Source organism: Arthrobacter sp. S39, from assembly GCF_004320525.1.
Lineage (GTDB): Bacteria > Actinomycetota > Actinomycetes > Actinomycetales > Micrococcaceae > Arthrobacter.
Map to the genome: position 1 here is coordinate 72793 of NZ_SIHX01000007.1, position 25768 is coordinate 98560.

Consider the following 25768-nt stretch of genomic DNA (forward strand, 5'->3'; position numbering starts at 1 on the left):
CTACACCGCCAGGCCTTCGGTATTGCCGTACATGTCGATTATCGATACTATTTGACTGATAATCGACACCCAAGGAGACCTCATGGGAAAGCTCACCATCCTCGCGCTGCGCATTGTGATTGCGATGGTGCTTGCCGGCTCGCTGTTTGTGCAGGTGCGGATGGTCCCGCTCGTCTCCGCCGACCTCGTTGAGGCGGGCGCGCCCGACGGCCCGCGGATTGCCCTGCTGGCCATCATCGTCCTCGGAATCGTGTGCGCCCAGGCCACTGCCGTGTGCGTGTGGCGCCTGCTCACGATGGTGCGCCGCGGTACGGTCTTCTCCCACGGAGCCTTTCGGTACGTGGACATCATCGTCGGCGCGATCGGCTTTGCATCGCTGCTGATGTTCGGGATCGCAGTTATCCTGGCGCCCGGCGAAACGGCGCCCGGAGTTGTGCTTCTGATCTGCGGAGCGTCCCTCATGATCGCCGGCGTTGCCCTGGTGGTCCTGGTGATGCGCACGCTGCTGGCCCAAGCCGTGGCCCGCGACGCCGAGGCGAAGGACCTGCGCAGCGAACTTGACGAGGTGATCTGATGCCCATCGTCGTCGATATCGATGTGATGCTGGCCAAGCGGAAGATGCCCGTCGGCACCCTCGCCGAACGGGTGGGGATCACACCCGCCAACCTCGCGGTCCTCAAGAACGGCCGGGCTAAGGCGGTGCGCTTCACTACGCTCCAGGCATTGTGCGAGGTGCTGGAATGCCAGCCCGGCGACCTGCTCCGCTGGGAGCCGGAGGATCCCGCCTCTCTGGGCGCGGACGACGGCGGGCGGCCGCTTTCCGAGTTCAGCTAGCCGGGGTGCCGCGCGGGATAATGGACTTATGACGGACCAGGACCACGAACTGTGGGATGAGTTCGACCGGCTCAAGCCCGCCGGCCGCGACCGCGTGGAGGGATACCCCGGCGGAGAACCTGTGGGCTTTGGCTTCCGCACGGGCGTGCGCAGCGCCCGGGTGGCCCTTGGTTTCGCCGTGTACGCGCTGGTCCTCGGAACTGTACTGGTTGCGCTGGGAGTCATCTACTTCATCAGCGAAAGCCAGTGGCTGATGCTCGGACTGATGGCCCTGATCGAGGCCGCGTTTATCTTTGCCTTCCTGAGGCTGGTCCGCCAGGCCCGCAACCGGCGCTCCCTCCAGTAGCCGGATAGCTCCTGTCCGGAGCCTTAAGATGACCGGACCATCCTGAATTCCGGCAGGCTTTCCCACTCGGGCGGAAGCTGCCCGCGTCCGCCGTCGGGCCGGAAGCCGTGCTTGACGTAGAAGGCCAGCGCCCGGGGATTGTCCTCAACCACCCAGAGGTAGGCCGGGGACTCCCCGATCGCGGCACGCAGCAGGGCTGAGCCCACCCCGGAGCCGTAGGTCCGCCTCAGCGTGTAAATCGAATACAGCTCCAGCTCTTCGGGACCGTCCTCGTCACGGCCCGGACCGGCGTCGGCCAATCCCACCACCTCGCCGCCGGCGTCCAGGGCGATGATCCGAGGGTCAGGCACGTCCAGGTGGGGCCGGCGCCGTTCCACGCGTTCGGGGATACTGGCCCGGCGGGCACGGAAGAACTCCGGGGACAGCAGGTGCGGGTAGCACTCCTCGTGCGCCAGGGTGTGCATGCGCACCACGGCCTCGGCGTCGTCGGAAGTGGCCTGGCGGAGCTGGAAATCCATGGCCCCAGCCTAACCAGCAGGTTGCTTGACCCAGCCGGCCTTGCGGAGCCAGCCGGTCAGGATGGGCAGGACCACGGAACTGTTCATGGCGCCGAGGTGGTCGAGCTTGGGAAGGACCTGCACATCCCAGCCTGCGGCGATGAGTTCCTCCTGGTGCTTGGACAGCGGCTCACCGACCCGCACCTGCACTCCTCCCCATTGCGGGCTGTAGTCGATCTGGTCGTCTGCCCCGGCGAATGCGAGCCGCGGCAGGCCACGCGGCACGGCGGCGGCCGAGTCGTCGAAGTCCTGGAGCGCTTCGTAGAGGGTGACGAACTGGCGTGTTTGAGCTTCGGTGGTCTGGACGGCGGCGGAATCCCAGTCGCCCGGCTCGGCGTCGTCGACCGGGACCCAGGCCGGGTCCGGCTCCTGGCCGGAGATCGCATGCGCGGCGCGGGTAACCGCCAGCATGCTCCGGTACGGCCCGTCAAGGGGCGGAAAGCCGCCCATGGCCAGTACCCGGAGCCGGTCGGTACGAAGGGCAAGCTGGAGTCCGCTGAGCGCGAGCCAGGAGTAGCCGTAGTACCCGAAGACGTCGGCTCCGGCGGCGTCCGCGATGGCGAGCAGGTCAGCGGCGAGGTTGTCCGGAGTGAGGGTCTCCGCGGCGGGGTGTGCCATCCGGTGGCCTTCATAGTCAGCCGTGATGACCCGGTTGGAACCGGACAGTCCACGGGCCAAAGCGGGCCCCAGATCAGGGTCCCCGCCCCACTTCCGCATGGTCTCGGCGTCGGCCGGCGCATACGGCTCCAGGCGGACGGGCAGAAGCAGGGCCGGCCCTTCGCCGTGGATGGTGACGGGGATAGTCGACCCGTCATGAAGGACAGCATCAGGAGATTCAGCCATGGTGACCCCTCACTCTTCAGGCGGCTAGCCGGTGGGCTTCTTTCGGCGTTTCGTTCCGCGCACCAGCTTCTTGACGGCAAAGATGATTGGAATTCCCCAAACGATGAAAGTCACGATACCGCCCGCTCCCGTAAGAAAGTCGCCGTCGCCCTCAAATCCGAGCACCGTCGCACCTTCCGGGTCGGATTCCCGGTACGCCACCGTGACCTCCGCGCCGACCACAGGATGCTGCTCATGATCCACCGGGACCTCGATCGAGTGGAAGCGTCCGTCGGCGGACTGAAACTCCACGTCGATGTCGCGTTTGGACGCTTGCTGCACATCATTGAAATCGACGATCGTTCCCGTCGCGCGTGCACCGGTCCGCACCAGCTCCGCGTCTGCGTTGCTCAGGTGAGTACCAATACCGATCATCAGCGGGCCAAGGGCGAACAGCACCACCGCAATCGCGATATTCGCCAGCACTCTCCAGACACTTTTGGGCTTGCGGTTCACGGTGGCGTTAGGCGAGGTCACGCACCCATTCTGCCGCAGCGCCGGTCAGGCGGTGACCGTGACCGCGGGAACCAGGGACCGGCGGAGCCACTTCTCCACCTCACGCTGCGAACGCAGCCGGACGACGACGATGTGCGGGTATTCGTTGACGACGTGCGGCATCAGCCCGGTGTACTTCCGCCGCGTCCGGATGGCCCAGCGGACAATGTGGTCACGGTCGGTGAAGAACGTCCGCAGCGGCGCCTCCAGGTTGCCGTTCCACAGCTCCTCGCGGCGCAAACGACGGCGGACGGTCCGGTTCACGACGCGCGGCAGGGTCACGCGCAAGAAGGGAAAGTCGAGCCAGACGAGGAGGTCAGCACGCTCCGCCAGCAAGGGCCGCGCGGCATCGTACTGCCACTCCGTGGTCCAGGCGTCGGCGCTGATGAACGAGCGCAGATCGGCGAGGAACTCCGCCCGCGGCGACCAGCCCGGGCCATGGAAGATGGCGTCAATCTCCAGGTGAGGGCCGCCGGTGATCTCCGCGATCCGCCGAGCCAGTGTCGTTTTGCCGGCACCAGACACCCCGGCCACCAGGACGCGCTTCGGCCGGCGCGGAAGCGGCTGGTCGTGGGAGTGCATAAGTTGACCCTACTGGCAGGCGCTCTCTCTGCCACCCATAGCCTGCGTATGCACCCCTTGCTAGGCTCCGGGCATGACTTCCCAGCCCCAGGCTTTCCCCGTCGACGTCACCCACCACCCAGCGCGCGCCCAGTTCGACGCGTTCCTGGACGAACACCGCACGGCGCTCAACGACTGCCTTATTGGGCTGACCGAGGAGCAGGCCCGCAGGCGGCTGGTCCCTTCACGCACCACGCTGCTGGGCCTGGTGAAGCATGCGACGTTCGTCGAAAAGGTCTGGTTCGACGAGGCCATCACCTGCCGGCCGCGCAGCGAGATCGGTATTCCGGCAACACCGGACGAGTCATTTATCCTCGACGATGGCGACACCATCGCCTCCGTCCAGCAGGCCCACCGCGAAGCCTGCGAAGCGTCCCGGCTCGCTGCCGCCTCCTTGGGGCTCGAGGATCTGCTCCACGGCAACCGGCGGGGCCCGCTGCCGCTGCGTTGGGTCTACCTGCACATGCTGCGGGAGCTGGCCCAACACTGCGGCCACGCTGACATTCTTCGTGAACAGATCCTCGAACAATAATCAGATTTGGAATACCGGAATGTCTTACGGTCTGGAATGCGAGACCGAAACAGCAGCAAGTATCTGTACACAAGCGGACGGCTGGCCGCACTTTGGAATACCAAGTACCATATTTGTCAGCCGCTCACTCCCCCAGGCGGCCTTCCCCAAGGAGCCAACGATGTGCCTTCATGACCACACTTCTGCCCCCGCGCTGCCGGCAAACCTTCCCCGCCGCGGCATCCTGGCAAGCGCCGCCGCCCTCGCCGGAATCTCCGTGGCCACCATCGCCGCCCAGATCGGCGGCGCCCCCGCAGCCCACGCAGCAGAACGTCCCTCCGGCCCCAACTACCACGGCAGCCCCCTCGCGCATCCGGCCCTGATCATCGAGGGCGGCACCATCGTGGACCCCAAGACGGGTGACGCCGTGGAGGACGGCGTACTGGTGCTCGACGGCGGCAAGGTGGCCGCCGTCGGAACCCGCGACGCCACGCGCAAGGCCGTCGCCGCCGTCGCCGGCCGTGCCCAAGTCCTGAACGCCACGGGCCGCTGGGTGCTCCCCGGCCTGATCGACGTGCACGTCCACGCCAACGCGTTCGCCGATGCCCGCGCCATCCTGCAGGGCGGCGCAACCAGCGTCCGCAGCGGCTCGAGCAGCTTCTACCAGGACGTGGCCCTCGCCGCGCTTCCGGGCTGGGCGCCGGGCGTTGCCCCGCGCATGACCCCCGCTGGCCTGTTCATCTCCCCCGAACTCGGCGATTCGCTGCTGGCCGATCCCGACCTCGCGCCGCTCGCCACCCTCGCCGGTGGAGTCAAGGATCCCGCCGACCTGGCCTACCTGACCCGGATCAACCTCACGCGTGGAGCCGAGGTCATCAAGACCCGCGCCAACCCGCGGGCCGGCCTTCCGGAGCAGGATCCGCGCGAACTGGTCTACAACCAGGAGCAGCTCTCCGCCGTGGTCAAGGCAGCGAACGGTGCCGGCGTGCTGTGCCATGCCTACAGCGCGGAGGGCATCGACGGCGCCGTCCGGGCCGGAGTGCGCAGTATCGAGCACGGTGTCTTTGTCACCGAGGGCACCATCAACGAGATGGCCCGCCGCGGAACCTACTTCACGCCCACCATGGACGCGATCACGTCCATGGCCGGGTCCGCCAACCCGATCCTCGCCGCGCGCGGGCAGGAGTACACGCCCATCCTGCAGGCCGCCGTCCGCGCCGCCCACGAGGCAGGCGTAACGATCGTGGCCGGCACCGACTCCTTCGGAACCGACGTCACCCCCATCGGCACGGAAGCGCGGCTGCTGGCCGAGGCAGGCCTGTCCCCGCTGGAGGCATTGCGGTCAGCCACCGTCCACGCCGCACGGCTTCTGGGCCTGGGCGACGACGGCGGCCGGCTGGTGCGCGGCGGGTTCGCCGACGCGATCGTCGTGGATGCCGATCCGCTGGCCGACGCCGCGGCCTTGGAAAGGGTCAGCGTAGTGGTGGCCCAGGGAGCCGTGGTCCGCAACGGACTCTAGGTTCCCGAAGGCTCGGGCGCTGCTGAATCCTGCACCGTGAACTTCGCCTCAATGAACTTCAGCAGCGGCCGCGAGTTCAGGCAGATCAGGTACATCAACGGACCTGCGATGACGATCAGCAGGCCCGCGGTGGTGGCCGTAAGCAGGAACGCGGTGATGAACAGGATCCCGGCGTTGCCCAGCGAGACCCGTTTCTGCGCCCCGAGGCAGTACAGCGAGAGACGGTAGAGGTCCCGGGTCCGGAACGTGAACCGGGACAGCAGCAGCATCGCAGTCACGCCCGCGGTCGCCACCAGGAGCCCCAGCCCCAGCAGCCCCACCCTGGCGGCTGACTGGGCTGGGTTCCCGGCGTCGAACGTTCCGGGCAGCAACAATAGATTGACCACGACGGCGGCCAGCACCGCGAGGTACGGCAGCCAGACCGCGAGCGCCTGGCCGAAGTTCATCCGGTAGCCGCGGACGAAGTCGCGGAACACCCCGGTGTCCTCGCCCGCCAGCAGCCGGTTGAACGCGTACGCCGCGGCCGCCAGGGACGGACCCACCGGCACAAACACAACCAAGACAACGACCGTGGCCAGCAGGGCGGACCCGGCGGTCAATACAACGAGCAGGGGCGCCAGCACCAGCAGGATGTTGGCAAGCACCAGCAGCACGTCGGCCAGCATGACCCCGTAGACCACTCCGGCCGCCCTGAACAGCGGTCCGGAGCCGTACTCCGCCTTCTTCTGTGCCACGAACTGCCCTACTTCTTATCTGAGTACGCCTTGTAAGCCTTGTTCGCCAACTCTACGTACTTGGACTGGCCCTTCGCGTCGAGTTCCTTGAGGTAGGCGTCGAACTCGCCCAGGGGCCGCTGGCCGGTGATGAACTTCAGGGTGTTCTGCTTGACGTGGTCCTTCAGCGGGGTGAGCACCAGGGTGGCCTGCTCACGGTCCACGTCGCTGAACGGCACGGGCGGCGCCACGGCCTTGGGCTTCTTGGACTTCATGGCCTTCTGGAACGCCAGCTCCTCCTCGTTGAACGTGGAGTTCAGCAGGTCGGTGGTGCCGCCGTAGGCGAAGTTGCCGCCCGAGAATCCGTACTCCATCCGCAGGTCCTTGGTGCCCGCCGGGTTCAGGCCCTGGAAGTTGATGTCCTTGGCCAGGACCCGCTTGCCGCCCTCCTTGGTGAACGTGGTGCCCTCCACGCCCCACTTGGAGAACTCCTGCCCGGCGTCGCTGTAGAACACCCAGTCGATGAACTGGATCAGCGCCACGAAGCTGTCCTTGTCCTTCACGGACGAGTTCAGCATGATGCCGTTTTCCAGCCGCGAGCCGCCGATGATCTCGCCGGCCGGGCCGCCGGGCACCGTAATCTTGCCCACCGCGAAGTTGCCCTTGCCCAGGGACTGCTCCATGGACGTGCGATAGGTGATGATGTTCTGCGAGTTCGCGCTGATCACAAACGACTTTCCGGAGACGAACTTCTGGATGGCCGAATCGTCCGTCTGGGTGAAGCTCTCCGGGTCCATCAGGCCCTCGGACACCAGCGAGTTGAAGTACTCCAGCAGCTCCTTGAACTTCGCGGTGCCCGCGCCGAACTCGAACTCCTTCTTTGACTCGTCGAAGTTCAGGCCGTCCACCAGGCCCCAGCCGGCCACGGTGCCGAACGCGTTGCCGGCGATGTTCAGCACGCTGTTGCCGTTGAAGCGGTCGGAGAACGGCACGACGTCGGGATGCGCCTTTTTGAGCGACCGCAGCACGTCGCGGAACTCGTCCCAGGTCTTGGGCTCGGCAATGCCCTCCTTCGCCAGGATGTCCTTGCGGAACGCCAGCGAGTAGTCCGGCCACAGCTCCTCGTGCAGGCCCGGCAGGACGTAGTACTTGCCGTCCTCCTGGGTGAGCCCGGCGATCTCCGGCTCCAGCTTCCACTTCTTGACCTTGTCCTGGAAGTGCGGCATCAGGTCCACGTAGTCGCTGACCGGCAGCACGGCCCCGGACGACACGTAGGCCGACTCCTGGCCCGGGTAGGTCTTGGCGATGATCTCCGGGGCGTTTCCGGAGCTGATGAGCAGGCTGCGCTTCTGTTCGTAGTCGCTGCCGGGAACCACAGTGGTTTCGAGGGTGACGTTGTTCTCGGCCGCCATCTTGGTGAACAGCAGCCAGTCCCTCTTGTACGGGTACGTGGGCTGGTCGCTGAAGAGGAAGCTGAACGTCAGCGGCGCCGTCGCCTTGAACGTGTCCCCCACCCCAAAGCTGTCCATGGCGCCGGTGCGGGCCTTGGAGGTGTCAATTTTGCTGCCGGAATCTGAATCACAGCCGGCGACCACCAGGCCGAAGGCTGCCAGCGCTGACAGGCCGAGGAAATCTCGTCTGCGGATCATGGGCTTTCCTTTCATAGGGGTTATTCCTTGACGGAGCCGAGCATGACGCCCGAAAAGAAGTACTTCTGGACGAACGGGTAGATGCACAGGATGGGGATGACGGTCAGGACGATGGTCACCGATTGGATGTTGGCGGCGATCTGGCCCACGTTTTCCGCGGTGCCGCCGGCGGAGCCCGCGGTGGTCACCCCGGCGATCATGTTGCGCAGATAGATGGTGACCGGGAACAGTTCCGGCCGGTCCAGGTAGAGGAAGGCCTGGAACCACGAGTTCCAGTTGGCCACGGCGTAGAACAGCACCATGGTGGCCACGATGGCCTTGCTCAGTGGCAGCACCACCTTGAACAGCACACCGTACTGGGTGAGGCCGTCAATGGCGGCGGCTTCCTCCAGTTCGCGGGGCATGTTCTCAAAGAACGACTTCATGATCAGCAGGTTGAAGACGCTGATGGCGTTGGGCAGGACCACGGCCCAGATGGAGTCGCGCATGCCCAGCGAGCTGATGAGCACGTAGTTGGGGATCAGGCCGCCGTTGAAGAACATGGTGAACACCGCGATGCCGATGAACACGCTGCGGCCTTTGAGGTCCTTCTTGGCAATGGCGTACGCGAACGACGTGGTCAGGACCATGGAGATGGCCGTGGCCACCACTGTGTAGAGGACTGTGTTGCCGTAGTTGTTCCAGAACGTGGAGTCGGCCAGGATCAGCTTGTAGGTCTCCACGTTGAAGCCCAGCGGGAACAGGTTCACCTGCCCGGCGTTGATGAAGCCCTCGCTGGAGAAGGACTGCGCCACGATGTTCAGGAACGGGTACACCGTCAGGAACACCACCACCAGCAGGAACGCCAGGTTGAACACCCGGAACGCCCTCATGCCGCGGGAGACCTTCATGTCCTTGACCAGGACGCCGGTTTCTTGCCTGGCCGCTTTCGAAGCCGGCCTTTTCTGGAGTGTTCCAGTCATTGCAGTCCCTTTCACCACAGGCTCGTTCCGGCGAGGCGCTTGGAGATGGCGTTCGCGGAGAGGATCAGCGTGAGGCCGATGACGGATTCGAACATCCCGATCGCGGCCGCGTAGCTGAAGTTGGACGACTCCAGGCCCACCCGGTACAGGTAGGTGGAGATGACATCGGAGGTTTCGTAGTTCAGCGGGTTGTAGATCAGCAGGATCTTCTCGAAGCCCACGGCCATAAACGTGCCGATGTTCAGGATCAGGAGCGTGATGATGGTGGGCCGGATGGCCGGCAGCGTCACGTGCCAGGTCTGCTGCCAGCGGTTGGCGCCGTCGATCCGGGCCGCCTCGTAGAGCGACTCATCCACCCGGGTCAGCGCGGCCAGGTAGAGGATGGCGCCCCAGCCCATGGTCTGCCACACCTCGGAGCTGATGTACATGGGCCGGAACCAGGACGCGTCCTGGGTGAAGTTGACCGTGGTTCCGAACAGGGATTCCGCGATCTGGTTCACGGTGCCGGTCATGGAGAAGTTCTGCAGGATCATGCCGGCGATGATCACCACGGACATAAAGTGCGGCAGGTAGGCCACGGCCTGGACGAACTTCTTGAACTTCTGCGAGCGCAGTTCGTTCAGCATCAGCGCGAAGATGATGGGCATCGGGAAGCAGAACAGCAGCGTCAGCACGCCCAGGACGATGGTGTTCTGGAACGCCTGCCAGAAGCTGGGGTCGTTGATGAACAGGGTGACGTATTTCAGGCCCACCCATTTCTCGCCGAAGATGCTGCCGCCGGGCTGGAACTGCCGGAACGCGATCACGTTCCCGGCCATCGGCAGGTAGCGGAACACCGCGAAGTACAGCAGCGGCAGCGCCACCAGGGTGTACAGGCGCCAGTCCCGCTTCAGGGCGAGTTTCCAGCCGTTGGGCTTGTTCCGTGGCTTGTCCTTGCTGCCGGGCGGGTCCGCGGTGACCGCCTCGGGAGGTACTTCCAGTCGCATGGCCATGGTGTTTCCTCCTACCGGACGGTTTCTGCGGGGATGGTTTCCTGGACGTCTTCTTCCACGACGAGCACGCCGTTGGCGTCGAGCTCCACGGTTCCCCGGAGCTGCGTGCCGGTGAGCCGGTCGGTGCCGCCGGCCTGCACGTCCACGCTGACGGGGGCGTCGTTGTGGTTCAGGACCAGCAGGTAGCTGCGTCCGTTGCCGGTACGACGGCGGACCTGGACTCCCGGCGGTGCGTCCAGTTCCGGACGGATCCCCGCAGCCCCGCGTTCGGCGGCGAGCAGCTCCTCCAGGAAGGTGCTGTCCACGCGGGCGGACAGGTAGACGGCGGAGCCCTTGCCGAACGTGTTGCGGGTGACGGCGGGTGAGCCGGCGAGCCGGCCGGACGCGTAGCTGGCGAGGACGTCAGCTGTTTCGGTGTGCAGGTGCTCAGTCCAGTAACTGGCTGAGGCCGTGCCGCCGTCGGCCGTTGAAAGCTTGACTTCCCCCTCCCCGGCGAGCGGGTGCAGTTCCTCGCTCCACGCGCCCAGCACGTTCCGGAGCGCCCCGGGGTAGCCGCCCAGGCGGATGGTGTTGTCCGGGTCCACGATGCCGGAGAGGTAGCTGGCCACCAGCCTCCCGCCGTCGGACACGTAGTCCTCGAACCGCTGCGCTGACTCGTCGGTGAGCAGGTACGACGCCGGCAGGACCACCAGGCTGTACTGGCCGAGGTCGGACTTGGTGTCCACGAAGTCCACCGGGATGTTCGCGTCGAAGAAGGGCCGGTAGAGGCGGAGGACTTCCTGGGGGTAGTTCAGGTCCGAGCGCGGCGAGTTGCCCAGCTCCAGGGCCCACCAGCAGTCCCAGTCGAAGACCACTGCCACCTTGGCGGCGGAGCGGGTGCCGGTGATGCCGCCGAGGCCCTTGAGTTCCTGGCCCAGCTGGCAGACTTCGCGGAAGACGCGGGTGTTGGGCCCGGCGTGGTTGACCATGCCGGAGTGGTAGCGCTCGGTGCCGCCCTTGGCCTGGCGCCACTGGAAGAAGAGGATGGAGTCCGCGCCCTGGGCGATGGCCTGGTAGGAGCCGAGCCGCATTTTGCCGGGGAGCTTGGAGACGTTGACGGACCACTGGCTGACCGCGGCGGTGGCCTGCTCCATGACCAGCCACGGCTGGCCCTTCTTCAGCGAGCGCATGAGGTCGAAGTTGAGGGCCGCGGCGACGTGGGCGTCGGCTTCGCGGGGGTCCGGGTAGATGTCCAGGGCGGCGGCGTCCTCCTCCGCGGCCCAGGCCCAGTAGTCGTTGTTTTTGTAGAAGCGCATGAAGTTGGTGACCACCGGCAGGTCGGGGGTGTGCCGGCGCAGGATGTCCCGTTCGGCCTTGTAGTGCTCCAGCATGGAGTCCGAGGTGAACCGGTGATAGTCCAGGCGGCGGGACGGGTTGGACCAGGTGCGGGGCTGGGCGGGGGCGTTGACCTGGGCCCAGTCCGAGTAGACCTGGCCCCACACGTCGGTGCTCCAGGCCTGGTTGAGTTCCTCCAGGCCGGTGTACTTCTGCTGGAGCCATTCGCGGAAGGCACGGTCTGCGTGCGGGCCGTAGGAGACGGGGCCGTATTCGTTGTTCACGTGCCACATGCAGAGGGCGGGGTGCTTGGCGTAGCGCTCCCCCATCTTCTCCGCCATGGCCAGGGACTTCCCGCGGTACGCAGGGTGGGAGACGTCGAAGTGCTGGCGGGAGCCGAAGCCGAACGTGGTGCCGTCCGCCAGGACCGGCAGGATGTCCGGGTGCTGGGCGATCAGCCAGGCCGGCGGCACGGCGTCCGGGGTGGCAAGGTCCACGCCGATGCCGTTGGCGTGCATCAGGTCCATCACGTCATCGAGCCAGCCGAAGTCGTAGACGCCGTCGGCGGTTTCGAGGCGGCTCCAGGAGAAGACGGCCAGCGTGACCAGGTTGACGCCGGCTTCCTTCATGAGGCGGACGTCCTCCTGCCAGACCTCGCGTGGCCACTGTTCCGGGTTGTAGTCGCCGCCGTAGGCAATGCCGCCCAGGCGTTGGTGCAGGCCTTTCAGGCGGTCTTCGGCAGTGCTGGTGTACGGCTCGCTGGTCATCGTTGTCCTTTGGTTGGCACGTTGGCCGCGTGGTTCCCAACCATGCGACCTGCATCACACGTAGAAACTATCGTAAACTTTACGCAATAACAACACCCCTCGAAAAGGAACCCCACTCCCACTATTACTAGGCTCCACAACGCCCGGAGAGGCGCGAACGTACACTTGAGGCCCCTGGTGGCCGCGCGATAACCGACCTGGAACCGCCGATGCGCTTGTTGTTTCTGATGAATCATAGAAACTATCGGACCCACGCCCGGCGGCCAACTCCGCCACCTGCTAAAGTTGTGTTGAATTTCCAACACAACTTGTTTGCATTGCCACTACTGCCCCGGGGAGCACCATGGACCTGTCACCGTCTTTCAAGGCCTACGACGTGAGGGGCCTCGTTGGCATCTCCATCACGGCCCAAAGCGCCGAAGCCGTGGGCGCCGCGTTCGTCGACGTCCTGGGCCTGTCCGGCCAGACCATCGCCTGCGGCGGCGACATGCGCCCGTCCTCGCCGGAATTCAGCCACGCGTTCGCAACTGGCGCGGCGCGGCGCGGGGCGTCCGTCGTGGAACTCGGCCTGATCTCGACGGACGAGCTCTACTACGCGTGCGGCTTCCTGGACATCGCGGGGGCCATCTTCACCGCAAGCCACAACCCCGCCGAATACAACGGGATCAAGATGGCCAAAGCCGGCGCGGTGCCGGTTTCCTCCGAGACCGGGCTCGACGCCATCAGGGACCTGGCGCAGCAGTACCTCGACAACGGGATCCCCGCGGCAGCGGTCGAAGGAACCATCTCACAGCAGGACGTCCTGTCCGGCTACGCCGAAAAACTGCGCTCGCTGGTGTCCCTGGACGGAATCCGGCCGCTCAAAGTGGTGGTGGATGCGGGCAACGGCATGGCGGGCCTGACAGTACCGGCAGTCCTGGGCGACCAGTTCCACCCGGCCCTGCCGCTCACCGTGGTTCCGCTCTACTTCGAACTCGACGGCACATTCCCGAACCACCCCGCCAACCCGCTGGAACCTGAGAACCTCCGTGACCTGCAGGCCGCCGTCGTGGCCCACAACGCGGACCTGGGGCTGGCGTTCGACGGCGACGCGGACCGCTGCTTTGTGGTGGACGAGACCGGACGGCCGCTGACGCCGTCGGCCATCACCGCGCTGATCGCGGTCCGCGAGATCCGGCGTGCGCAGGCCGGCGGGGAAGCGGAGCCGGTCATCATCCATAACCTGATCACCTCCCGCACGGTGCCGGAGATTGTTGCCGAAGCCGGCGGGCGGCCCGTACGGACCCGCGTGGGGCACTCCTTCATCAAGGCAAGGATGGCAGAGGAAGGGGCCGTGTTCGGCGGCGAGCACTCCGCGCACTACTACTTCCGCGACTTCTACAATGCGGACACGGGCATGCTGGCGGCCATGCACGTCCTGGCGGCCCTGGGCGAACAACAGGGTCCGTTGTCGGAGCTGGCCCGCGAATTCGAGCCGTACACCGCCAGCGGTGAGATCAACTCCTCCGTGGAGGGGGTGGCGGCCACGGTTGCGCAGGTCAAAGCCAACTATGAAAACGCTGGTGTCATTGACGAACTCGACGGGCTCAGCGTGATCGATGAGGCCGGAAACTGGTGGTTCAACCTGCGGCCCTCCAACACGGAAGAGCTGCTGCGGCTCAACGTCGAAGCCTCGGACGCGGCCACCATGCAGCAGGTACGGGACGCGGTCCTGGAACAGATCCGGCGCTAACCGGCAACTGCAACGCGGGGTCACTTTAGGCCCAGAGACCCTCCATTATTGGGCAGGAAGTGACCCCGCGTTGCAGTTAGGGGAGGACCACGTTCACCGGCTCCTGGCCCGCAAGCAGAAGGGAGATCTGCTTGCGGACCAGCCTGGCCATCCGCGGCAGCATGGCCGAGCTCGCCCCGCCCACGTGGGGTGTGATCAGCACTCCGGGAACCGTCCACAGCGGATGGTCCGCCGGCAACGGCTCGGGGTCGGTCACGTCCAGCGCGGCCCGCAGCCTCCCCGATGACGTCTCACGAAGCAGTGCCTCAGTGTCCGCCACCGGGCCGCGCGCCACGTTCACCAGGAGCGCCCCGTCCGGCATGGCCGCAAGAAAGCGCCCGTCCACCAACTGCTGGGTGGCCTCGGACAGTGGCACACTGACCACCACGATGTCATGCAGCGGCAGCTGCCCGTACAGCGAATCGATCCCGTGGATGCGGCCCCGCTCATCGTCGCGTTCACGGCTGGCCATCCGCGTCACGTGGGTTTCGAACGGCAGGAGCCTGGCCTCGATGGCCTTGCCCACTCCCCCATAACCCACCAACAGGATACGGCGGTCCGCCAGGCTGGGACGCTGGCTGTTGTCCCAGGTCCCCGTCGCCTGGTTCCGCACAAAGTCCGGAATCCCGCGCTGGCTGGCAATCATCATTCCCAGGGCGAGTTCGGCCGTGGACGTCTCATGGACCCCTGCCGCGTTGGCGAAAAGGCAACCCGCGGGCAAAACGGCCGCTACGCCGTCGTACCCAATGGACTGGCTCTGCACGAGCCCCACCTCAACACCGTCCAGTGCGGCCAGCGCGCCCGGCTTGCCCATGTAGGGCGGCACCAGCAGGTCGAAGCGTTCCGACGGCGCCGGCCCGGCCAGGTCCCACAGCACAAAGTCGACGCCGGCGGACGGCCCCACGGCATCCATCAGCCTCTGGTCCGGCAGGCTCACCCGGAGGCGGGCCGTCACCGTGCCACCACCAGTTTGACGTTGGCGGCCCGGAGCGCGGCCTCGATCTCCCGCGGCGGCGGAGCATCCGTGACCAGGACGTCGGCCGAGTCAAACGCCGCGAGCCGGGCCAGTGCGTACCGCAGCATTTTCTGGTGCGTGGCCACCACCACCACCTGTTCCGCGGCGTTCATCAGCGCAATCTTGGTGGCGCGTTCCACATCCCGTTCGATGTAGAACGCCTCGTCATGGATGCCGCTGACCCCGATGAACGCCGTCTTCGCGCGGAGGCCCGCCGCGGCGGTGACCGTCATGGGCCCATTGAAGGCCTGGCTGTCCAGGAGCAGCTCACCGCCGAGGCAGATGGTCCGGGCCGAGGTCAGCTGCAGGCAACGCTGGATGGCAGGGGCCGAGTGCGTGATGATGGTGCCCGCAAACGACGCCGGCAGCTCCTGGGCGATCTGGTACGTGGTGGTACCGGCGTCCAGGATGATGGCGTCCCGCTCGCTGATCATCGACACACAGGCCTGTGCCACCCGCTGCTTCGCGTCGGAGTCCTCCCGGACCCTGGCCGCGAAGTCCGCGTTCTGCCCGCTGGCGTTGACCGCGCTGACTCCGCCGTGCACCACCCGCACCAGCCCCTTTTGGGACAGCACGCGGGTGTCCCGCCGGACCGTCATGTCCGAAACCGCGAACGTTTCGGCGAGGTCCATCGTGGAGATGAACCCCCGCCGCTCGAGCTGGTCCAGGATGGTCCGTTGGCGGGGCGTCAGCGGCGCCTCTTCATGTGAGCTGCTCATATCCCCTTCTCCTGCTTCCCTTAGCCGGATGCCTGGCAGCGTGTTGCAATTCCAACACAAATCTACTTAACGACTGGCCCCTGCGCCCGCATTCAGCAGTTCCACGGGGCGTCCTTCGATGATGGAACGCTCGGCCGCAAGGCCCATGCGGACGGACTGGAGGCCGTCGGCCACGGTGACTTCCACGGGGCCCTCGCCCAGGATGGCCTTCCGGTAGCCAAGGTGCTCGTAGTACGTGGACCCGTGGTGGGCACCCGCCGCGAGCACGGCTTCATCAACCGGAACCTCGTGCAGCTCCGGACCCAGCGGCGACCGCGGGCTGAACTCCACCGTGGCCTCGGCTTCGTCGCCCTCGATCCAGTGGTTGGCCGCCACCGGAATGAGGGTTTCGATCTTGGCGGCATCGCCCACGATGGAGATGCGCTCCTGGAACTTGGAGCCTTCGGCGAACATGGACAGTTCCAGCATGGCCCGGCGGCCGCCCTTGAAGTCCACGATTACGTAGGCGTTGTCGATCATGTCCGAGACCCTGCCGTCATAGACCTCGTCCATGTGGTTGACGTCGTGGCCGCCGCTTGCGTAGACACGGACCGGCTCGTCCTGCAGGATCAGCCGCATCAGGTCAAAGAAGTGGCAGCACTTCTCCACCAGTGTTCCGCCGGTCCGCTCGGCAAAGCGGTTCCAGGCGTCCACCTTGTGCAGGAACGGGAACCGGTGTTCCACGATGGACAGCATGTAGACGTTGCCCAGTTTGCCGCCGTGGGCTGCCTGGATGATTTCCTGCACCGGCGGCATGTAGCGGTATTCCATGGCCACCCACACAGGCGCGGTGTAGCCGGCGGCCAGCGATTCAAGTTCGTCGGCCTGCTCCGCCGAGGTGCACACCGGCTTCTCCACCAGCACGGGCAGGTTGGTGCCGCTGGCAAAGATGTCCTTGAGGATGGCCAGATGCGTGTCGTTGGGGCTGGCGATGACCAGCGCATCCACCAGGCCGGATGTGAGCAGGTCCTGGTGGCGGGAGAAGGTCTGTACCTCGTAGCCGATTTCCGCGACGGTTTCCGCCAGCGACGACGGCTGGGGATCGGATACGGCGGTGATGTGGCTTCCCGGGATCAGGGCGAGGTTCCGGACATGTTCGCGGGCCATGTGGCCGGCACCGATGAGTCCGTAACGAATGGTCCGGACCGATTCCGCAGAAGGCAATGACATTTGCTGCTCCGTTTCTCTACGTTGAGTGTGGGACCGCGGCGTTGCATCCCAAACAGAACTATACCGAAAGTGTTGTTATTCCAACATAGCGTGTGTATATTTCTTCAGTACAAGCCGTGACTACAACGAGGTGGAACGTGTACCAACCCTCATCAGGAACCCTGCTCTTCATAGGCTGCGCAACTCTTGACTCCATTGCACTCGTCCAGGATTCCCCTGCCGCAGACAGCCGCACCGTCGCCACAGACTTCGCCACCGCAGGCGGCGGACCCGCGGCAACCGCAGCCGTTGCCGCAGCCCGGGCCGGCGCAAACACAGCATTCGCCGGAGTCCTGGGAACGGACGAGGAAGGCGACCGCATCATCAGCGGCCTGCAGGCAGAAGGCGTGGACACCTCAGCGGTGGTCCGCGACCCCGCCGTCAAAACAGGCGCCAGCGTGATTGTGGTGAGCGCGGCCTCCGAAAGCCGGGCCATCTTCACCCGCCCGGTGCCGCCGGTCAGCTTCCCTGCGGAGGGCCGCTTCCGTGAACTGCTGGACTCAGCCGCCTGGGTCCATGTGGACCACCTGGGCTGGAACGCCGTCGCTGACATTCCCGGACTGAACCCCGGCGACCTGAACATCAGCGTGGACGCCGGAAATCCCATCCCGTCGTTCAGCCCGCGCGGCGTGGCCCTCTATGTGCCCACCATCGAGCGGCTCCGCGCAGAGTACGGCGAGCAGCTGGCCGTTGAGGGACTGCTCCAGAAAGCCATCGACGACGGCGCCTCCGCAGTCGTCGCGACGGCCGGCGCCGAGGGCGCCTGGGTAAAAACCGGCAACGGACCTGCGGTCCATGTTCCGGCCGCGCCGGCCACCATCCTGTCCACGCTCGGCGCCGGCGACGTCTACCACGGCGCCCTCCTCGCCGCAGTTGCCGCCGGCCTCCCGCTGGTGGACGCCGCAGCTTTCGCCGGCCGCACCGCCTCCGCCTCCTGCGAAGGACTGGATGGCCGCTCCAAGATCCCGCACCAGACCATTACTCCTGTCCTTGCCACCAACCACACCGCCTAGCTGAAAGAAGCAGCACATGACCCGCACAGACCTCTCACCCCTCCAGCGCCCGTCCGGCGCCTTCGCGATGCTCGCCGTGGACCAGCGCGAGGCGATGCGCAACATGATCGCCGAACACCAGGACGCCCCCGTCACGGACCACGACCTCCAGGACTTCAAGCTCCAGGCCGCCAAAATCCTCACCCCCTACGCCTCCGGCGTCCTCATCGACCGGCAATTCGCCCTCGACCAGGCCATCGAGGACGGTGTGGTTGACCCCGGCTGCGGACTCATTGCCTCCGCCGACCACTTTGAATCCGCGCACGGCGAGCTGGTGGGCGAAGTGACCATCGACCGCCTCGTGGACGCGCACAAATACGCCGCACTGGGCGTCAAGGCCCTCAAGCTGCTGGTGCTCTACCGCCCGGACGAGCCCGCCGACGGACGCGTTGCAATGGTCCGCGAATTCGTGGAGATCTGTGAGTCCGCCGGGCTCATCAGCATCATCGAACCTGTTTCCCGCAAGCCGCTCTCCGGCGACGACTTCGACTGGAACGCCGGGATCCTCGCCGCCGCGCAGGAACTGGGCAGCCTCGGCGCGGACCTCTACAAGGCCGAGGTCCCCTTCAAGGGCCAGGCACCCGAAGCTGACGTCCGCGCCGCCTGCGCAGAGCTGACCAACGCCATTGACGGCCCGTGGGTGGTCCTGTCCTCCGGCGTCCCGGAGGACGTTTTCCCCGACGCCGTCCGGTGGGCCTGCCTCGAGGGTGCCAGCGGCTTCCTCTCCGGACGCGCCGTCTGGGCGTCCTGCATCGGCGCCCCCGACGTCGTCGAATCCCTCTCCACCGACGCCGTGCGGCGGCTGCAGCGCCTCTGCGCCGTGGTGGACGACGTCGTCTCCTCACAAAGGACCAGTGCATAGCAGTTCCGACGCGCTAACGCGCTTCCTGGTGAGAACCATTCCGTAGGCAACAAGCAAGGCACAGCAAAACACTCAACGAGGAGAATATTGTGAGTCAGATTTCACGCAGGCAGGCCATCGCGATTCTCGGAGCCCTGGGCTTCGGAGCAACCGCGGCAGCATGCGCCGGACCGGGCGGCACCACGGCGCCCGGCGGTGCCACCGGCCCGGCCGCACCCGCCACCGGCGCCGTCACCGGCAAGGTCTCGTTCGCCCACTGGCGCGGTGAGGACAAGGCGGTCTTCGACGAACTCATCAAGCGCTTCGCGGCACTGCACGACGGCGTGGAGGTGGTCCAGGACATCTCCACCTCCAACGACTACAACGCCCAGGGCCTGCAGAAGGTCCGCGGTGCAGCCATCGGCGACGCGTTCGCCACCTTCCGCGGCGCCCAGTTCAAGAACTTCACCGAGGCGGGAATCTACGCCGAGCTCAAGGGCAGCAAGGCAGCAGCCAATTACCAGCCGGGCCTCCTCACCGCCGGCCAGTCAGGCCAGAACCAGCTGGGGCTGCCCTACCAGGTAGTGTTCCCCATGCCGATGGCCAACGCCGACCTGTTCGACAAGGCCGGCGCCGAGATCGCCCCGAAGGACTGGGACGGCTTCCTGGCCATGTGCGAGAAGCTGGCAGCCTCCGGGGTCATCCCCATCTCCTGGCCGGGCGGCGACGTCGGAAACGGCGGCCAGCTGTTCAACTGCATGATCGCCAACAACGCCCCCGTTGACGACATGTGCGCCCAGATCGAGCAGGGCAAGCTCAAGTGCACCGACGACTGGTTCCTGAAGATGCTGGGCCAGTACAAGGAACTTGTCCCGTACCTGCAGCCCAACGCCACCGGCACCGCGGTGGAGCCGGCGCAGAACCTGTTCTCGCAGGGCAAGGCGGCCATGCTGGCCACCGGTTCGTACCACCTTGCCGCCGTCCGCGGGCTGGGAGCGAAGTTCCCCATCGAACTGGTCTTTCCCAACACCTCCGACGGCAGCGGCAAATTCGAAGGCGCCTACAACGCCACGTTCATCCTGGGCGTCAACTCGGCAAGCAAGAACCAGGCCGCCTCCGCTGCGTGGATCGACTTTCTCTCCGAGCCCGAGAACGCCGGCTACTACGCCAACCAGACAGCCCAGCACGTGGCCGTGAACAACGTGGAGTACACCAACGCGGACCTGAAGCGCCTGAGCCCCTGGCTGGACAAGAAAACGGCGCTGGCCGCCCGCTTCCAGTTCCAGAACCTTGATGTCCGCAACGCGGTGGAGGCCAGCGCCACGGCTGTCATCTCGGGCACCAGCCCCGAGCAGGCCGCCGAAGCCGCCCAGAAGATTGTTGACGAACGGCTATGAGCACCCACACCAACATGGCTGCCAAACGGAAGGCCACGGACAGCCGTACCGAAACCGACGCCGCGAAGGGGCGCCGCCGCTCCCCCACCCGGGTGAATCCGGCACTGTACCTCTTCCCGCTGCCCGCCGTCGCCATCATCGCGTTCTTCCTGGTGATGCCCACCCTGCAGGCGTTCCAGTACGCCATCACGGACTGGAACGGCTTCTCCGCAACGTTCAACTACGTGGGGCTGGACAACTTCGTCCGCGCCTTCACCAAGGACTCACTCTTCACCAATGCGCTGACCAACAACCTGAAGTTCGTCCTGATGGTGGTCATCGCGCAGACGGCGTTCTCGCTGGTGCTGGCCCTGCTCCTGACGAAGAACTCGCGGGGAAGCATCCTGCTCCGGGCACTGTTCTTCTTCCCCACCATCCTGTCCTCGGTCTCCGTGGCCTTCATCTGGAAGTTCATCTACGATCCCAACTTCGGCCTGGCCAACGCGGTCCTGGGCGGCGTGGGCCTGGAAGCCCTTCAGGGTTCCTACCTCGGCAACAACTCCCAGGCCCTGTACTGGGTGGCCGTGACGCAGGTCTGGTTCCACGCAGGACAGATGATGGTGGTCTACATCGCAGGCCTGCAGGCCATCCCCCGCGAACTCTACGAGGCCGCGGAAATGGACGGCGCCGGCAGGTGGCAGCAGTTCAAGTCCATCACCTGGCCGTTTGTGGCCCCGGCAACGTCCATCGTGGTGGCCTACACCACCGTCCAGTCGTTCAAGGCCTTCGACCTGATCCTGGGCATCGCGGGCAACCCGCCCAAACAGTCCCTGGACATCCTCTCGACCCGCATCTACAGCACCTTTGCCAACTCGGAGTTCGGCTACGCCGCCGCCCAGTCGATCATTTTCATGGCGATGATCGCCCTGGTCACCTGGCTCCAGCGCCGGTTGCTCCGGCTGACCCCGAAGGGGGAATGACAGCATGCTCGCTTCACTAAGCCGCCGCGCAATTCTTGGAATCTACGCGGTCATCATCATCGTTCCGCTGACTGTGGTGGGGTTCGGCAGTTTCAAGTCCACCCAGGAGCTCTTCGCCGGGCCGTTCAGCCTGCCGCAGTCCCTCTCCCCGTCCAACTACGCCGAAGTGATCGGCGGCCAGGACCTGGGCTCGTCCTTTACCAACAGCGTTATTGTCACCGCCATCTCCGTGCCGCTCACCCTGTTGCTCGCCAGCCTCGCGGGGTACGCGATCTCCCGGCTCAAGGGGTTTATGGCCTGGGCCATCTTTGGCTTCCTCGTTTTGGGCATGGCCATCCCCGCGCAGGCCAACATGGTGCCGCTGTACGTCCTGTTTGGCCGGCTTGGCCTGCTGGACAGCCTGGCCGGCCTGGTCCTGGCCAACGTGGTGTCCACCCTGCCCATCGCCGTCTTCATCCTCGGCGGGTTCATGCGGACGCTGCCCAAGGAACTCTACGAAGCATCCTCGATTGACGGGAGCGGGCCCTGGAAGACTTACGTATCCATCGCCCTGCCGTTGTCCGCCCCGTCAGTGGCTGCAGCGGCGATCTTCCTGTTCGTGATCCACTGGAACGAACTCCTCTACCCGCTGCTGTTCATCCAGTCGCCCGGCAACCGCACCCTGCCGCTGGCCCTGCTCAGCTTCCAGGGCGAATTCCAGACCAACTACCCGCTGCTGTTCGCCGGCGTCATCCTGGCCTCCCTGCCCGTGGTGGTGGCCTACGTCTTCCTGCAGCGGTACTTCGTCGCCGGGATCACCGCTGGCGCCACCAAGGGATGAGAACCCTGGACCTCCACCAGCCCATCGAAAGGCAACACACGTGAACCTGAAATCAGCCCGACACCTGGTGAATGGAACCTGGCACACAGCCGGCAGTTCCAAGGACGTCACGGACCCCGGAAACGGCAACACCATCGGCGAAGTGGCATGGGGAACGGCGGACGACGCCACTGCGGCCGCCGACGCCGCAGCCGGAGCCTTCGGTTCCTGGTCCCGGACCACGGCCCGCAACCGGGCAGACCTGCTCCGCAACGCAGCGGACCTCCTCGCCGAACGCCGCGACGAACTGGCCCACACCCTCGCGCTGGAAGCCGGCAAACGGCTCCCGGAGGCCCAGGGGGAAGTTGATTTCTCGGTGGAGTACTTCCGTTGGTTCGCCGAGGAAGTCCGCCGCTCCACCGGCACCGTCAGCCCACCCGAACTTCACGGCCGGCGCCACCTCAGCCTCCGCAAGCCCATCGGCGTCGCCCTGAGCCTCACCCCGTGGAACTTCCCGGTGTCCATCCAGGCCCGCAAACTCGCCGCAATGCTGGCCGCAGGCTGCACGGTGGTGGGCCGGGTCTCTGAGAAGGCGCCGCTCGCCGCCACCGGCCTGTTCGAGGTCCTGCACGACGCCGGGTTCCCCGCCGGCGTCGTCAACCTGGTCCACGGACCCTCGCGCGAAATCACTGCCGCCCTGCTCCAGCACCCCGCCGTGCGGGCCGTCAGCTTCACAGGTTCCACCGGCGTGGGCCGCCAGATCATGGCCTCCTCGTCAGAACGCGTGGTCCGTCCGCTGCTTGAACTGGGCGGCAACGCACCGTTCATTGTCTTCGAGGACGCGGACCTGGAGGCCGCAGTCGACGGCGCTGTCCTGGGCCGGCTCCGCAACACCGGCCAGTCGTGCGTGGCAGCCAACCGCTTCCTCGTCCAGGACAGCATCGCCGAGGAATTTTCGCAGAAACTGGCGGCGCGGTTCGACGCCATGAGCATCGGCCATGGCGTTCCCGACGACGGTTCCGGCGTTCCGGACCTCGGCCCCATGATCGACGCCGAGCGGGTGGCCGCCGTGCAGGCCCTTGTGGACGACGCGCTCGCCCGCGGCGCCCGCCGCGCCACGCAGCGGACCGATGTTCCGGCGCACGGCGCCTTCATGGCCCCCACACTGCTCACGGACGTCCCCGACGACGCACCCCTGGTGAGCGAAGAAGTGTTCGGCCCGGCGGCCGGCGTCGTGACCTTCACCTCGGACGAGGACGCCATCCGGAAGGCGAACGCCACCGAGATGGGCCTCGCCGCGTACGTCTGGAGCCGCGACCCCAAGCGCGCCTGGGACATCCCCGAACGCCTGGAAGCCGGCATCGTGGGGGTCAACGATCCCCTCCCCTCCGTGGCCTTCGCCCCCATGGGCGGCGCCAAGCAGTCCGGCCTGGGCCGCGAAGGATCAAGCCTTGGCCTCGAGGAGTTCGAGGAGGTCCAGTACGTGGCCTGGAGGCCGTAAATGCTGACCACCGGGCTGGTGCTGGGCGCCGTCGTTATCGGAGCAGGGATGCAGCGCATCACCGGCATGGGCTTCGCACTGGTGGCTGCACCCTTCCTGGTCCTCCTCCTGGGCCCGGTGGAGGGGGTGGTGCTGGTGAACGTCTGCGGCGCCGTGACGGCGGGGGCCATCATCTTCAGGGTGGTGCGGGACATCGACTGGAAGCGTTACGCGGCATTGGCGGCGTCGGCGCTGCTGGGGATCATCCCGGCAGCCTTCCTGATCCGGCTGATCCCGCCAGCGGTGCTGGAGATCTCCATCGGGGTGCTCCTCGCCGTCGGGCTCACGGTACTGCTTGGACTCAAGTCCGCCACGCTGCCTCCGCGCCGCCGCTACCTGTACGCGGCCGGCGGGCTGAGCGGGTTCATGAACACGGCGGCCGGGGTGGGCGGGCCTGCGGTCAGCATGTACTCCATCGCCACCCGGTGGCAGCACAAATCCTTCGCTGCGACCATGCAACCGTACTTTTTCACCATCGGCGTGTTCTCGCTGATCTCCAAGGCCCTCACCGCCCCGGCCACCTTCCCCGCGCTGCCATGGGGAATGTGGGTGGCCGTCGCCGTGGCCTGCCTCGCGGGGCTGGTGCTGGGCGACGTCGCGGCCCGGTTCGTCCCCGCCCGGGCCGCCCAGGTCCTGCTGATCGTCCTTGCCTACCTGGGAGCGGCTGCCACCATCATCCGCGGCGTGCTGGACGCCGTCGGCTAGCTGCCGAACCAACCCATCCACTCAACCATCAACGAAAGGGCTGCCATGACTATCGTCTCCCCACAAGAAAACCTACTGCGCGTGTCCACCAGCAAGGGCGAGACCGTCTCCCTGACGATTGATGCGGGCGCTCCGGTGACCATCCAGCTTGAGGTTGGAGGCCAGTGCAGCTGCGGGGGCACGGCCCGTGTTGCCGGCGCATACACAAATACCGACTTCGGCACCCGCTAATCATTCTCAATCTGCACCCGCACCATGGAAAGGAAATAACATGACGTGGCTGAACAGTGCCGCTCACGCGCGATGGCTCGAGGCCGAAACCGACCGGCTGATCAATTTCGCCGCGGGTTCAAAGGTGCCCACCGGATTCGGCTGGCTCGACAACAACGGCGCGGTGTTCACCGACAAGCCGACCCACCTCTGGATTACCGCGCGGATGGTCCATAGTTTCGCCGTCGCTGCCCTGATGGGACGGCCAGGCGCTGCGACACTCGTCGACCACGGCATCGCTGCGCTCAACGGATTATTCCACGACGATGAGTTCGGCGGCTGGTATGCCGAGGTGGACGGGAACGGACCGGTCAACGACACCAAGTCCGGCTACCAGCACTCCTTCGTGCTCCTCGCCGCTGCCAGCGCCGTTGCGGCCAAACGCCCGGGCGCCAGGGAGTTGCTCGACGAGGCGCTGCGAATCGCTGACACGAAGTTCTGGGACCACGACGCCGGCATGTGCTTCGACTCGTGGAACCGGGAATTCACGGAAACCGAAGCCTACCGGGGCGGGAACGCGAGCATGCACTCCGTCGAGGCGTACCTCATCGTCGCCGATGTGACCGGGGAGAACCGCTGGCTCGAACGGGCCCTCCATATCGCCGCGGTGCTCATCCACGACTTTGCGCGCAACAACAACTACCGGGTTTTCGAGCACTTCGACCCGGAGTGGAACCCCATGCCGGAGTACAACACCGATGACCGGGCCAGCCAGTTCCGCGCGTACGGCGGAACCCCCGGCCACTGGGTTGAGTGGGCGCGCCTGCTCCTGCACGTCCGCGCCGGGCTCGAAGCCCGCGGCATGGAGGTCCCGGCGTGGCTGCTGGAGGACTCGCGGGGCCTGTTCGACGCCGCCATCCGCGACGCCTGGGAGCCGGACGGTCACCCCGGATTTGTGTACACCGTCGACTGGGAAGGCAAGCCGGTTGTCACCACCCGCATCCGCTGGGTTCCCGCCGAGGCAATCGGGGGCGCGGCAGCCCTCTACATCGCCACCGGCGAGCAGAAGTATGCGGACTGGTACGAGCGGATCTGGGACCACGCCCGCGACTGGTTCATCGACTACGAGCACGGGTCCTGGAAGCAGGAACTCGACGAGAACGGCAATGTCACCTCGACCGTGTGGTCCGGCAAGGCTGACATTTACCACCTCTGGCACTGCCTGGTGGTCCCGCGCCTTCCACTGGCACCCGGGCTTGCCCCGGCAGTCGCGGCGGGCCTGCTGGACGCACGGCTTACCGCGGCCGGGTAACACGGGAACCCGCGGTCCGCTGGTCTCCAGGGCCCGCT

Annotated in this window: 27 protein-coding genes; 15 read left to right on the forward strand and 12 right to left on the reverse strand. The window is 66.2% G+C overall.

Annotated features, from left to right (window positions below):
* The first annotated feature begins 82 nt into the window (after positions 1–82).
* Genes EYS21_RS15070 through EYS21_RS15080 form a run of 3 tightly spaced genes read left to right on the forward strand, consistent with a single transcriptional unit; the run spans position 83 to position 1180 of the window.
* Positions 83–574 carry a DUF2975 domain-containing protein gene (locus tag EYS21_RS15070; RefSeq protein ID WP_131134028.1) on the forward strand — a complete coding sequence of 164 codons (492 nt, stop codon included), beginning with the start codon at positions 83–85 and terminating at the stop codon, positions 572–574.
* On the forward strand, positions 574–834 hold the full coding sequence (locus tag EYS21_RS15075) for a helix-turn-helix transcriptional regulator (RefSeq protein WP_131134029.1): 261 nt from the start codon (positions 574–576) through the stop codon (positions 832–834). The genes EYS21_RS15070 and EYS21_RS15075 overlap by 1 nt, the downstream gene beginning before the upstream one ends.
* Positions 835–862: 28 nt before the next feature.
* The gene (locus tag EYS21_RS15080) at positions 863–1180 is read left to right on the forward strand and encodes a hypothetical protein (protein ID WP_131134030.1); all 318 of its coding nucleotides are present in this window, start codon (positions 863–865) and stop codon (positions 1178–1180) included.
* Positions 1181–1203: 23 nt separating this feature from the next.
* Here the strand turns inward: EYS21_RS15080 and EYS21_RS15085 are convergent, their stop codons facing one another.
* Genes EYS21_RS15085 through EYS21_RS15100 form a run of 4 tightly spaced genes read right to left on the reverse strand, consistent with a single transcriptional unit; the run spans position 1204 to position 3696 of the window.
* Positions 1204–1698, reverse strand: a complete 495-nt coding sequence (locus EYS21_RS15085; protein ID WP_131134031.1) for a GNAT family N-acetyltransferase — start codon at positions 1696–1698, stop codon at positions 1204–1206.
* 9 nt (positions 1699–1707) lie between these two features.
* Entirely contained in the window at positions 1708–2580 is an 873-nt protein-coding gene (locus EYS21_RS15090; RefSeq protein ID WP_131134032.1) for an alpha/beta hydrolase, read from the reverse strand.
* Between the two features lie 24 nt (positions 2581–2604).
* The gene (locus EYS21_RS15095; protein WP_131134033.1) at positions 2605–3096 is read right to left on the reverse strand and encodes a DUF3592 domain-containing protein; all 492 of its coding nucleotides are present in this window, start codon (positions 3094–3096) and stop codon (positions 2605–2607) included.
* Positions 3097–3120: 24 nt separating this feature from the next.
* The gene (locus EYS21_RS15100) at positions 3121–3696 is read right to left on the reverse strand and encodes an AAA family ATPase (protein WP_131134034.1); all 576 of its coding nucleotides are present in this window, start codon (positions 3694–3696) and stop codon (positions 3121–3123) included.
* Positions 3697–3769: 73 nt separating this feature from the next.
* On the opposite strand from EYS21_RS15100, the gene EYS21_RS15105 reads away from it, so the two are divergent.
* A complete protein-coding gene (locus tag EYS21_RS15105; RefSeq protein WP_131134035.1) occupies positions 3770–4267 on the forward strand; it encodes a DinB family protein in 498 nt (165 codons plus the stop codon).
* Between the two features lie 160 nt (positions 4268–4427).
* Positions 4428–5765 carry an amidohydrolase family protein gene (locus tag EYS21_RS15110; RefSeq protein WP_131134036.1) on the forward strand — a complete coding sequence of 446 codons (1338 nt, stop codon included), beginning with the start codon at positions 4428–4430 and terminating at the stop codon, positions 5763–5765.
* Here the strand turns inward: EYS21_RS15110 and EYS21_RS15115 are convergent.
* From EYS21_RS15115 to EYS21_RS15135, 5 genes are read right to left on the reverse strand one after another with little or no spacing between them, the layout of a single operon-like run.
* Complete coding sequence (locus EYS21_RS15115; protein WP_131134037.1) at positions 5762–6499, reverse strand: YesL family protein; 738 nt, start codon at positions 6497–6499, stop codon at positions 5762–5764. The two genes, EYS21_RS15110 and EYS21_RS15115, sit on opposite strands and share 4 nt — an antisense overlap.
* A gap of 8 nt (positions 6500–6507) precedes the next feature.
* Positions 6508–8142, reverse strand: coding sequence for an extracellular solute-binding protein (locus tag EYS21_RS15120; protein WP_131134038.1), 1635 nt, complete (start codon positions 8140–8142; stop codon positions 6508–6510).
* 5 nt (positions 8143–8147) lie between these two features.
* Positions 8148–9089 (reverse strand): carbohydrate ABC transporter permease, encoded by a 942-nt coding sequence (locus EYS21_RS15125; RefSeq protein ID WP_207307787.1) that lies wholly within the window; start codon positions 9087–9089, stop codon positions 8148–8150.
* Between the two features lie 11 nt (positions 9090–9100).
* Positions 9101–10081: an ABC transporter permease subunit gene (locus tag EYS21_RS15130; RefSeq protein ID WP_131134039.1), complete on the reverse strand. Its 981-nt coding sequence runs from the start codon at positions 10079–10081 to the stop codon at positions 9101–9103.
* An 11-nt stretch (positions 10082–10092) separates the two neighbouring features.
* Positions 10093–12162 (reverse strand): beta-galactosidase, encoded by a 2070-nt coding sequence (locus EYS21_RS15135; protein ID WP_131134040.1) that lies wholly within the window; start codon positions 12160–12162, stop codon positions 10093–10095.
* A 343-nt stretch (positions 12163–12505) separates the two neighbouring features.
* On the opposite strand from EYS21_RS15135, the gene EYS21_RS15140 reads away from it, so the two are divergent.
* A complete protein-coding gene (locus tag EYS21_RS15140) occupies positions 12506–13894 on the forward strand; it encodes a phosphomannomutase/phosphoglucomutase (RefSeq protein ID WP_131134041.1) in 1389 nt (462 codons plus the stop codon).
* 76 nt (positions 13895–13970) lie between these two features.
* Here EYS21_RS15140 and EYS21_RS15145 read toward each other — a convergent pair whose 3' ends face one another.
* From EYS21_RS15145 to EYS21_RS15155, 3 genes are all read right to left on the reverse strand, one after another.
* Positions 13971–14888, reverse strand: coding sequence for a 2-hydroxyacid dehydrogenase (locus EYS21_RS15145; RefSeq protein WP_131134042.1), 918 nt, complete (start codon positions 14886–14888; stop codon positions 13971–13973).
* Entirely contained in the window at positions 14885–15667 is a 783-nt protein-coding gene (locus tag EYS21_RS15150; protein ID WP_131134043.1) for a DeoR/GlpR family DNA-binding transcription regulator, read from the reverse strand. The genes EYS21_RS15145 and EYS21_RS15150 overlap by 4 nt, the downstream gene beginning before the upstream one ends.
* A gap of 66 nt (positions 15668–15733) precedes the next feature.
* Positions 15734–16876 (reverse strand): Gfo/Idh/MocA family oxidoreductase, encoded by a 1143-nt coding sequence (locus EYS21_RS15155; protein WP_131134044.1) that lies wholly within the window; start codon positions 16874–16876, stop codon positions 15734–15736.
* 116 nt (positions 16877–16992) lie between these two features.
* Between EYS21_RS15155 and EYS21_RS15160 the strand changes: the two genes are divergently transcribed.
* The 9 genes from EYS21_RS15160 (at position 16993) to EYS21_RS15195 (ending at position 25730) form a co-directional block, all read left to right on the forward strand.
* The gene (locus EYS21_RS15160; RefSeq protein ID WP_242633448.1) at positions 16993–17928 is read left to right on the forward strand and encodes a PfkB family carbohydrate kinase; all 936 of its coding nucleotides are present in this window, start codon (positions 16993–16995) and stop codon (positions 17926–17928) included.
* Between the two features lie 16 nt (positions 17929–17944).
* A complete protein-coding gene (locus EYS21_RS15165) occupies positions 17945–18829 on the forward strand; it encodes an aldolase (protein WP_131134046.1) in 885 nt (294 codons plus the stop codon).
* 89 nt (positions 18830–18918) lie between these two features.
* A complete protein-coding gene (locus tag EYS21_RS15170; RefSeq protein ID WP_131134047.1) occupies positions 18919–20205 on the forward strand; it encodes an extracellular solute-binding protein in 1287 nt (428 codons plus the stop codon).
* Positions 20202–21164 carry a sugar ABC transporter permease gene (locus tag EYS21_RS15175; protein ID WP_131134048.1) on the forward strand — a complete coding sequence of 321 codons (963 nt, stop codon included), beginning with the start codon at positions 20202–20204 and terminating at the stop codon, positions 21162–21164. Before EYS21_RS15170 ends, EYS21_RS15175 begins: the two co-directional genes overlap by 4 nt.
* 4 nt (positions 21165–21168) lie before the next feature.
* On the forward strand, positions 21169–21984 hold the full coding sequence (locus tag EYS21_RS15180) for a carbohydrate ABC transporter permease (protein WP_131134049.1): 816 nt from the start codon (positions 21169–21171) through the stop codon (positions 21982–21984).
* Positions 21985–22024: 40 nt separating this feature from the next.
* Positions 22025–23464, forward strand: coding sequence for an NAD-dependent succinate-semialdehyde dehydrogenase (locus EYS21_RS15185; RefSeq protein ID WP_131134050.1), 1440 nt, complete (start codon positions 22025–22027; stop codon positions 23462–23464).
* Positions 23465–24208, forward strand: coding sequence for a sulfite exporter TauE/SafE family protein (locus EYS21_RS15190; protein WP_131134051.1), 744 nt, complete (start codon positions 23465–23467; stop codon positions 24206–24208).
* Positions 24209–24289: 81 nt separating this feature from the next.
* A complete protein-coding gene (locus EYS21_RS23435; protein ID WP_165478329.1) occupies positions 24290–24439 on the forward strand; it encodes a hypothetical protein in 150 nt (49 codons plus the stop codon).
* Between the two features lie 40 nt (positions 24440–24479).
* Positions 24480–25730 carry an AGE family epimerase/isomerase gene (locus EYS21_RS15195; RefSeq protein WP_131134052.1) on the forward strand — a complete coding sequence of 417 codons (1251 nt, stop codon included), beginning with the start codon at positions 24480–24482 and terminating at the stop codon, positions 25728–25730.
* Positions 25731–25768: the final 38 nt, after the last annotated feature.

Coding starts and splice junctions, on each gene's coding strand:
- EYS21_RS15070 (WP_131134028.1), top strand. CDS start 83: ATGGGAAAGCTCACCATCCTCGCGCTGCGCATTGTGATTGCGATGGTG.
- EYS21_RS15075 (WP_131134029.1), top strand. CDS start 574: ATGCCCATCGTCGTCGATATCGATGTGATGCTGGCCAAGCGGAAGATG.
- EYS21_RS15080 (WP_131134030.1), top strand. CDS start 863: ATGACGGACCAGGACCACGAACTGTGGGATGAGTTCGACCGGCTCAAG.
- EYS21_RS15085 (WP_131134031.1), bottom strand. CDS start 1,698: ATGGATTTCCAGCTCCGCCAGGCCACTTCCGACGACGCCGAGGCCGTG.
- EYS21_RS15090 (WP_131134032.1), bottom strand. CDS start 2,580: ATGGCTGAATCTCCTGATGCTGTCCTTCATGACGGGTCGACTATCCCC.
- EYS21_RS15100 (WP_131134034.1), bottom strand. CDS start 3,696: ATGCACTCCCACGACCAGCCGCTTCCGCGCCGGCCGAAGCGCGTCCTG.
- EYS21_RS15105 (WP_131134035.1), top strand. CDS start 3,770: ATGACTTCCCAGCCCCAGGCTTTCCCCGTCGACGTCACCCACCACCCA.
- EYS21_RS15110 (WP_131134036.1), top strand. CDS start 4,428: ATGTGCCTTCATGACCACACTTCTGCCCCCGCGCTGCCGGCAAACCTT.
- EYS21_RS15120 (WP_131134038.1), bottom strand. CDS start 8,142: ATGAAAGGAAAGCCCATGATCCGCAGACGAGATTTCCTCGGCCTGTCA.
- EYS21_RS15125 (WP_207307787.1), bottom strand. CDS start 9,089: ATGACTGGAACACTCCAGAAAAGGCCGGCTTCGAAAGCGGCCAGGCAA.
- EYS21_RS15130 (WP_131134039.1), bottom strand. CDS start 10,081: ATGGCCATGCGACTGGAAGTACCTCCCGAGGCGGTCACCGCGGACCCG.
- EYS21_RS15135 (WP_131134040.1), bottom strand. CDS start 12,162: ATGACCAGCGAGCCGTACACCAGCACTGCCGAAGACCGCCTGAAAGGC.
- EYS21_RS15140 (WP_131134041.1), top strand. CDS start 12,506: ATGGACCTGTCACCGTCTTTCAAGGCCTACGACGTGAGGGGCCTCGTT.
- EYS21_RS15150 (WP_131134043.1), bottom strand. CDS start 15,667: ATGAGCAGCTCACATGAAGAGGCGCCGCTGACGCCCCGCCAACGGACC.
- EYS21_RS15155 (WP_131134044.1), bottom strand. CDS start 16,876: ATGTCATTGCCTTCTGCGGAATCGGTCCGGACCATTCGTTACGGACTC.
- EYS21_RS15165 (WP_131134046.1), top strand. CDS start 17,945: ATGACCCGCACAGACCTCTCACCCCTCCAGCGCCCGTCCGGCGCCTTC.
- EYS21_RS15175 (WP_131134048.1), top strand. CDS start 20,202: ATGAGCACCCACACCAACATGGCTGCCAAACGGAAGGCCACGGACAGC.
- EYS21_RS15180 (WP_131134049.1), top strand. CDS start 21,169: ATGCTCGCTTCACTAAGCCGCCGCGCAATTCTTGGAATCTACGCGGTC.
- EYS21_RS15190 (WP_131134051.1), top strand. CDS start 23,465: ATGCTGACCACCGGGCTGGTGCTGGGCGCCGTCGTTATCGGAGCAGGG.
- EYS21_RS15195 (WP_131134052.1), top strand. CDS start 24,480: ATGACGTGGCTGAACAGTGCCGCTCACGCGCGATGGCTCGAGGCCGAA.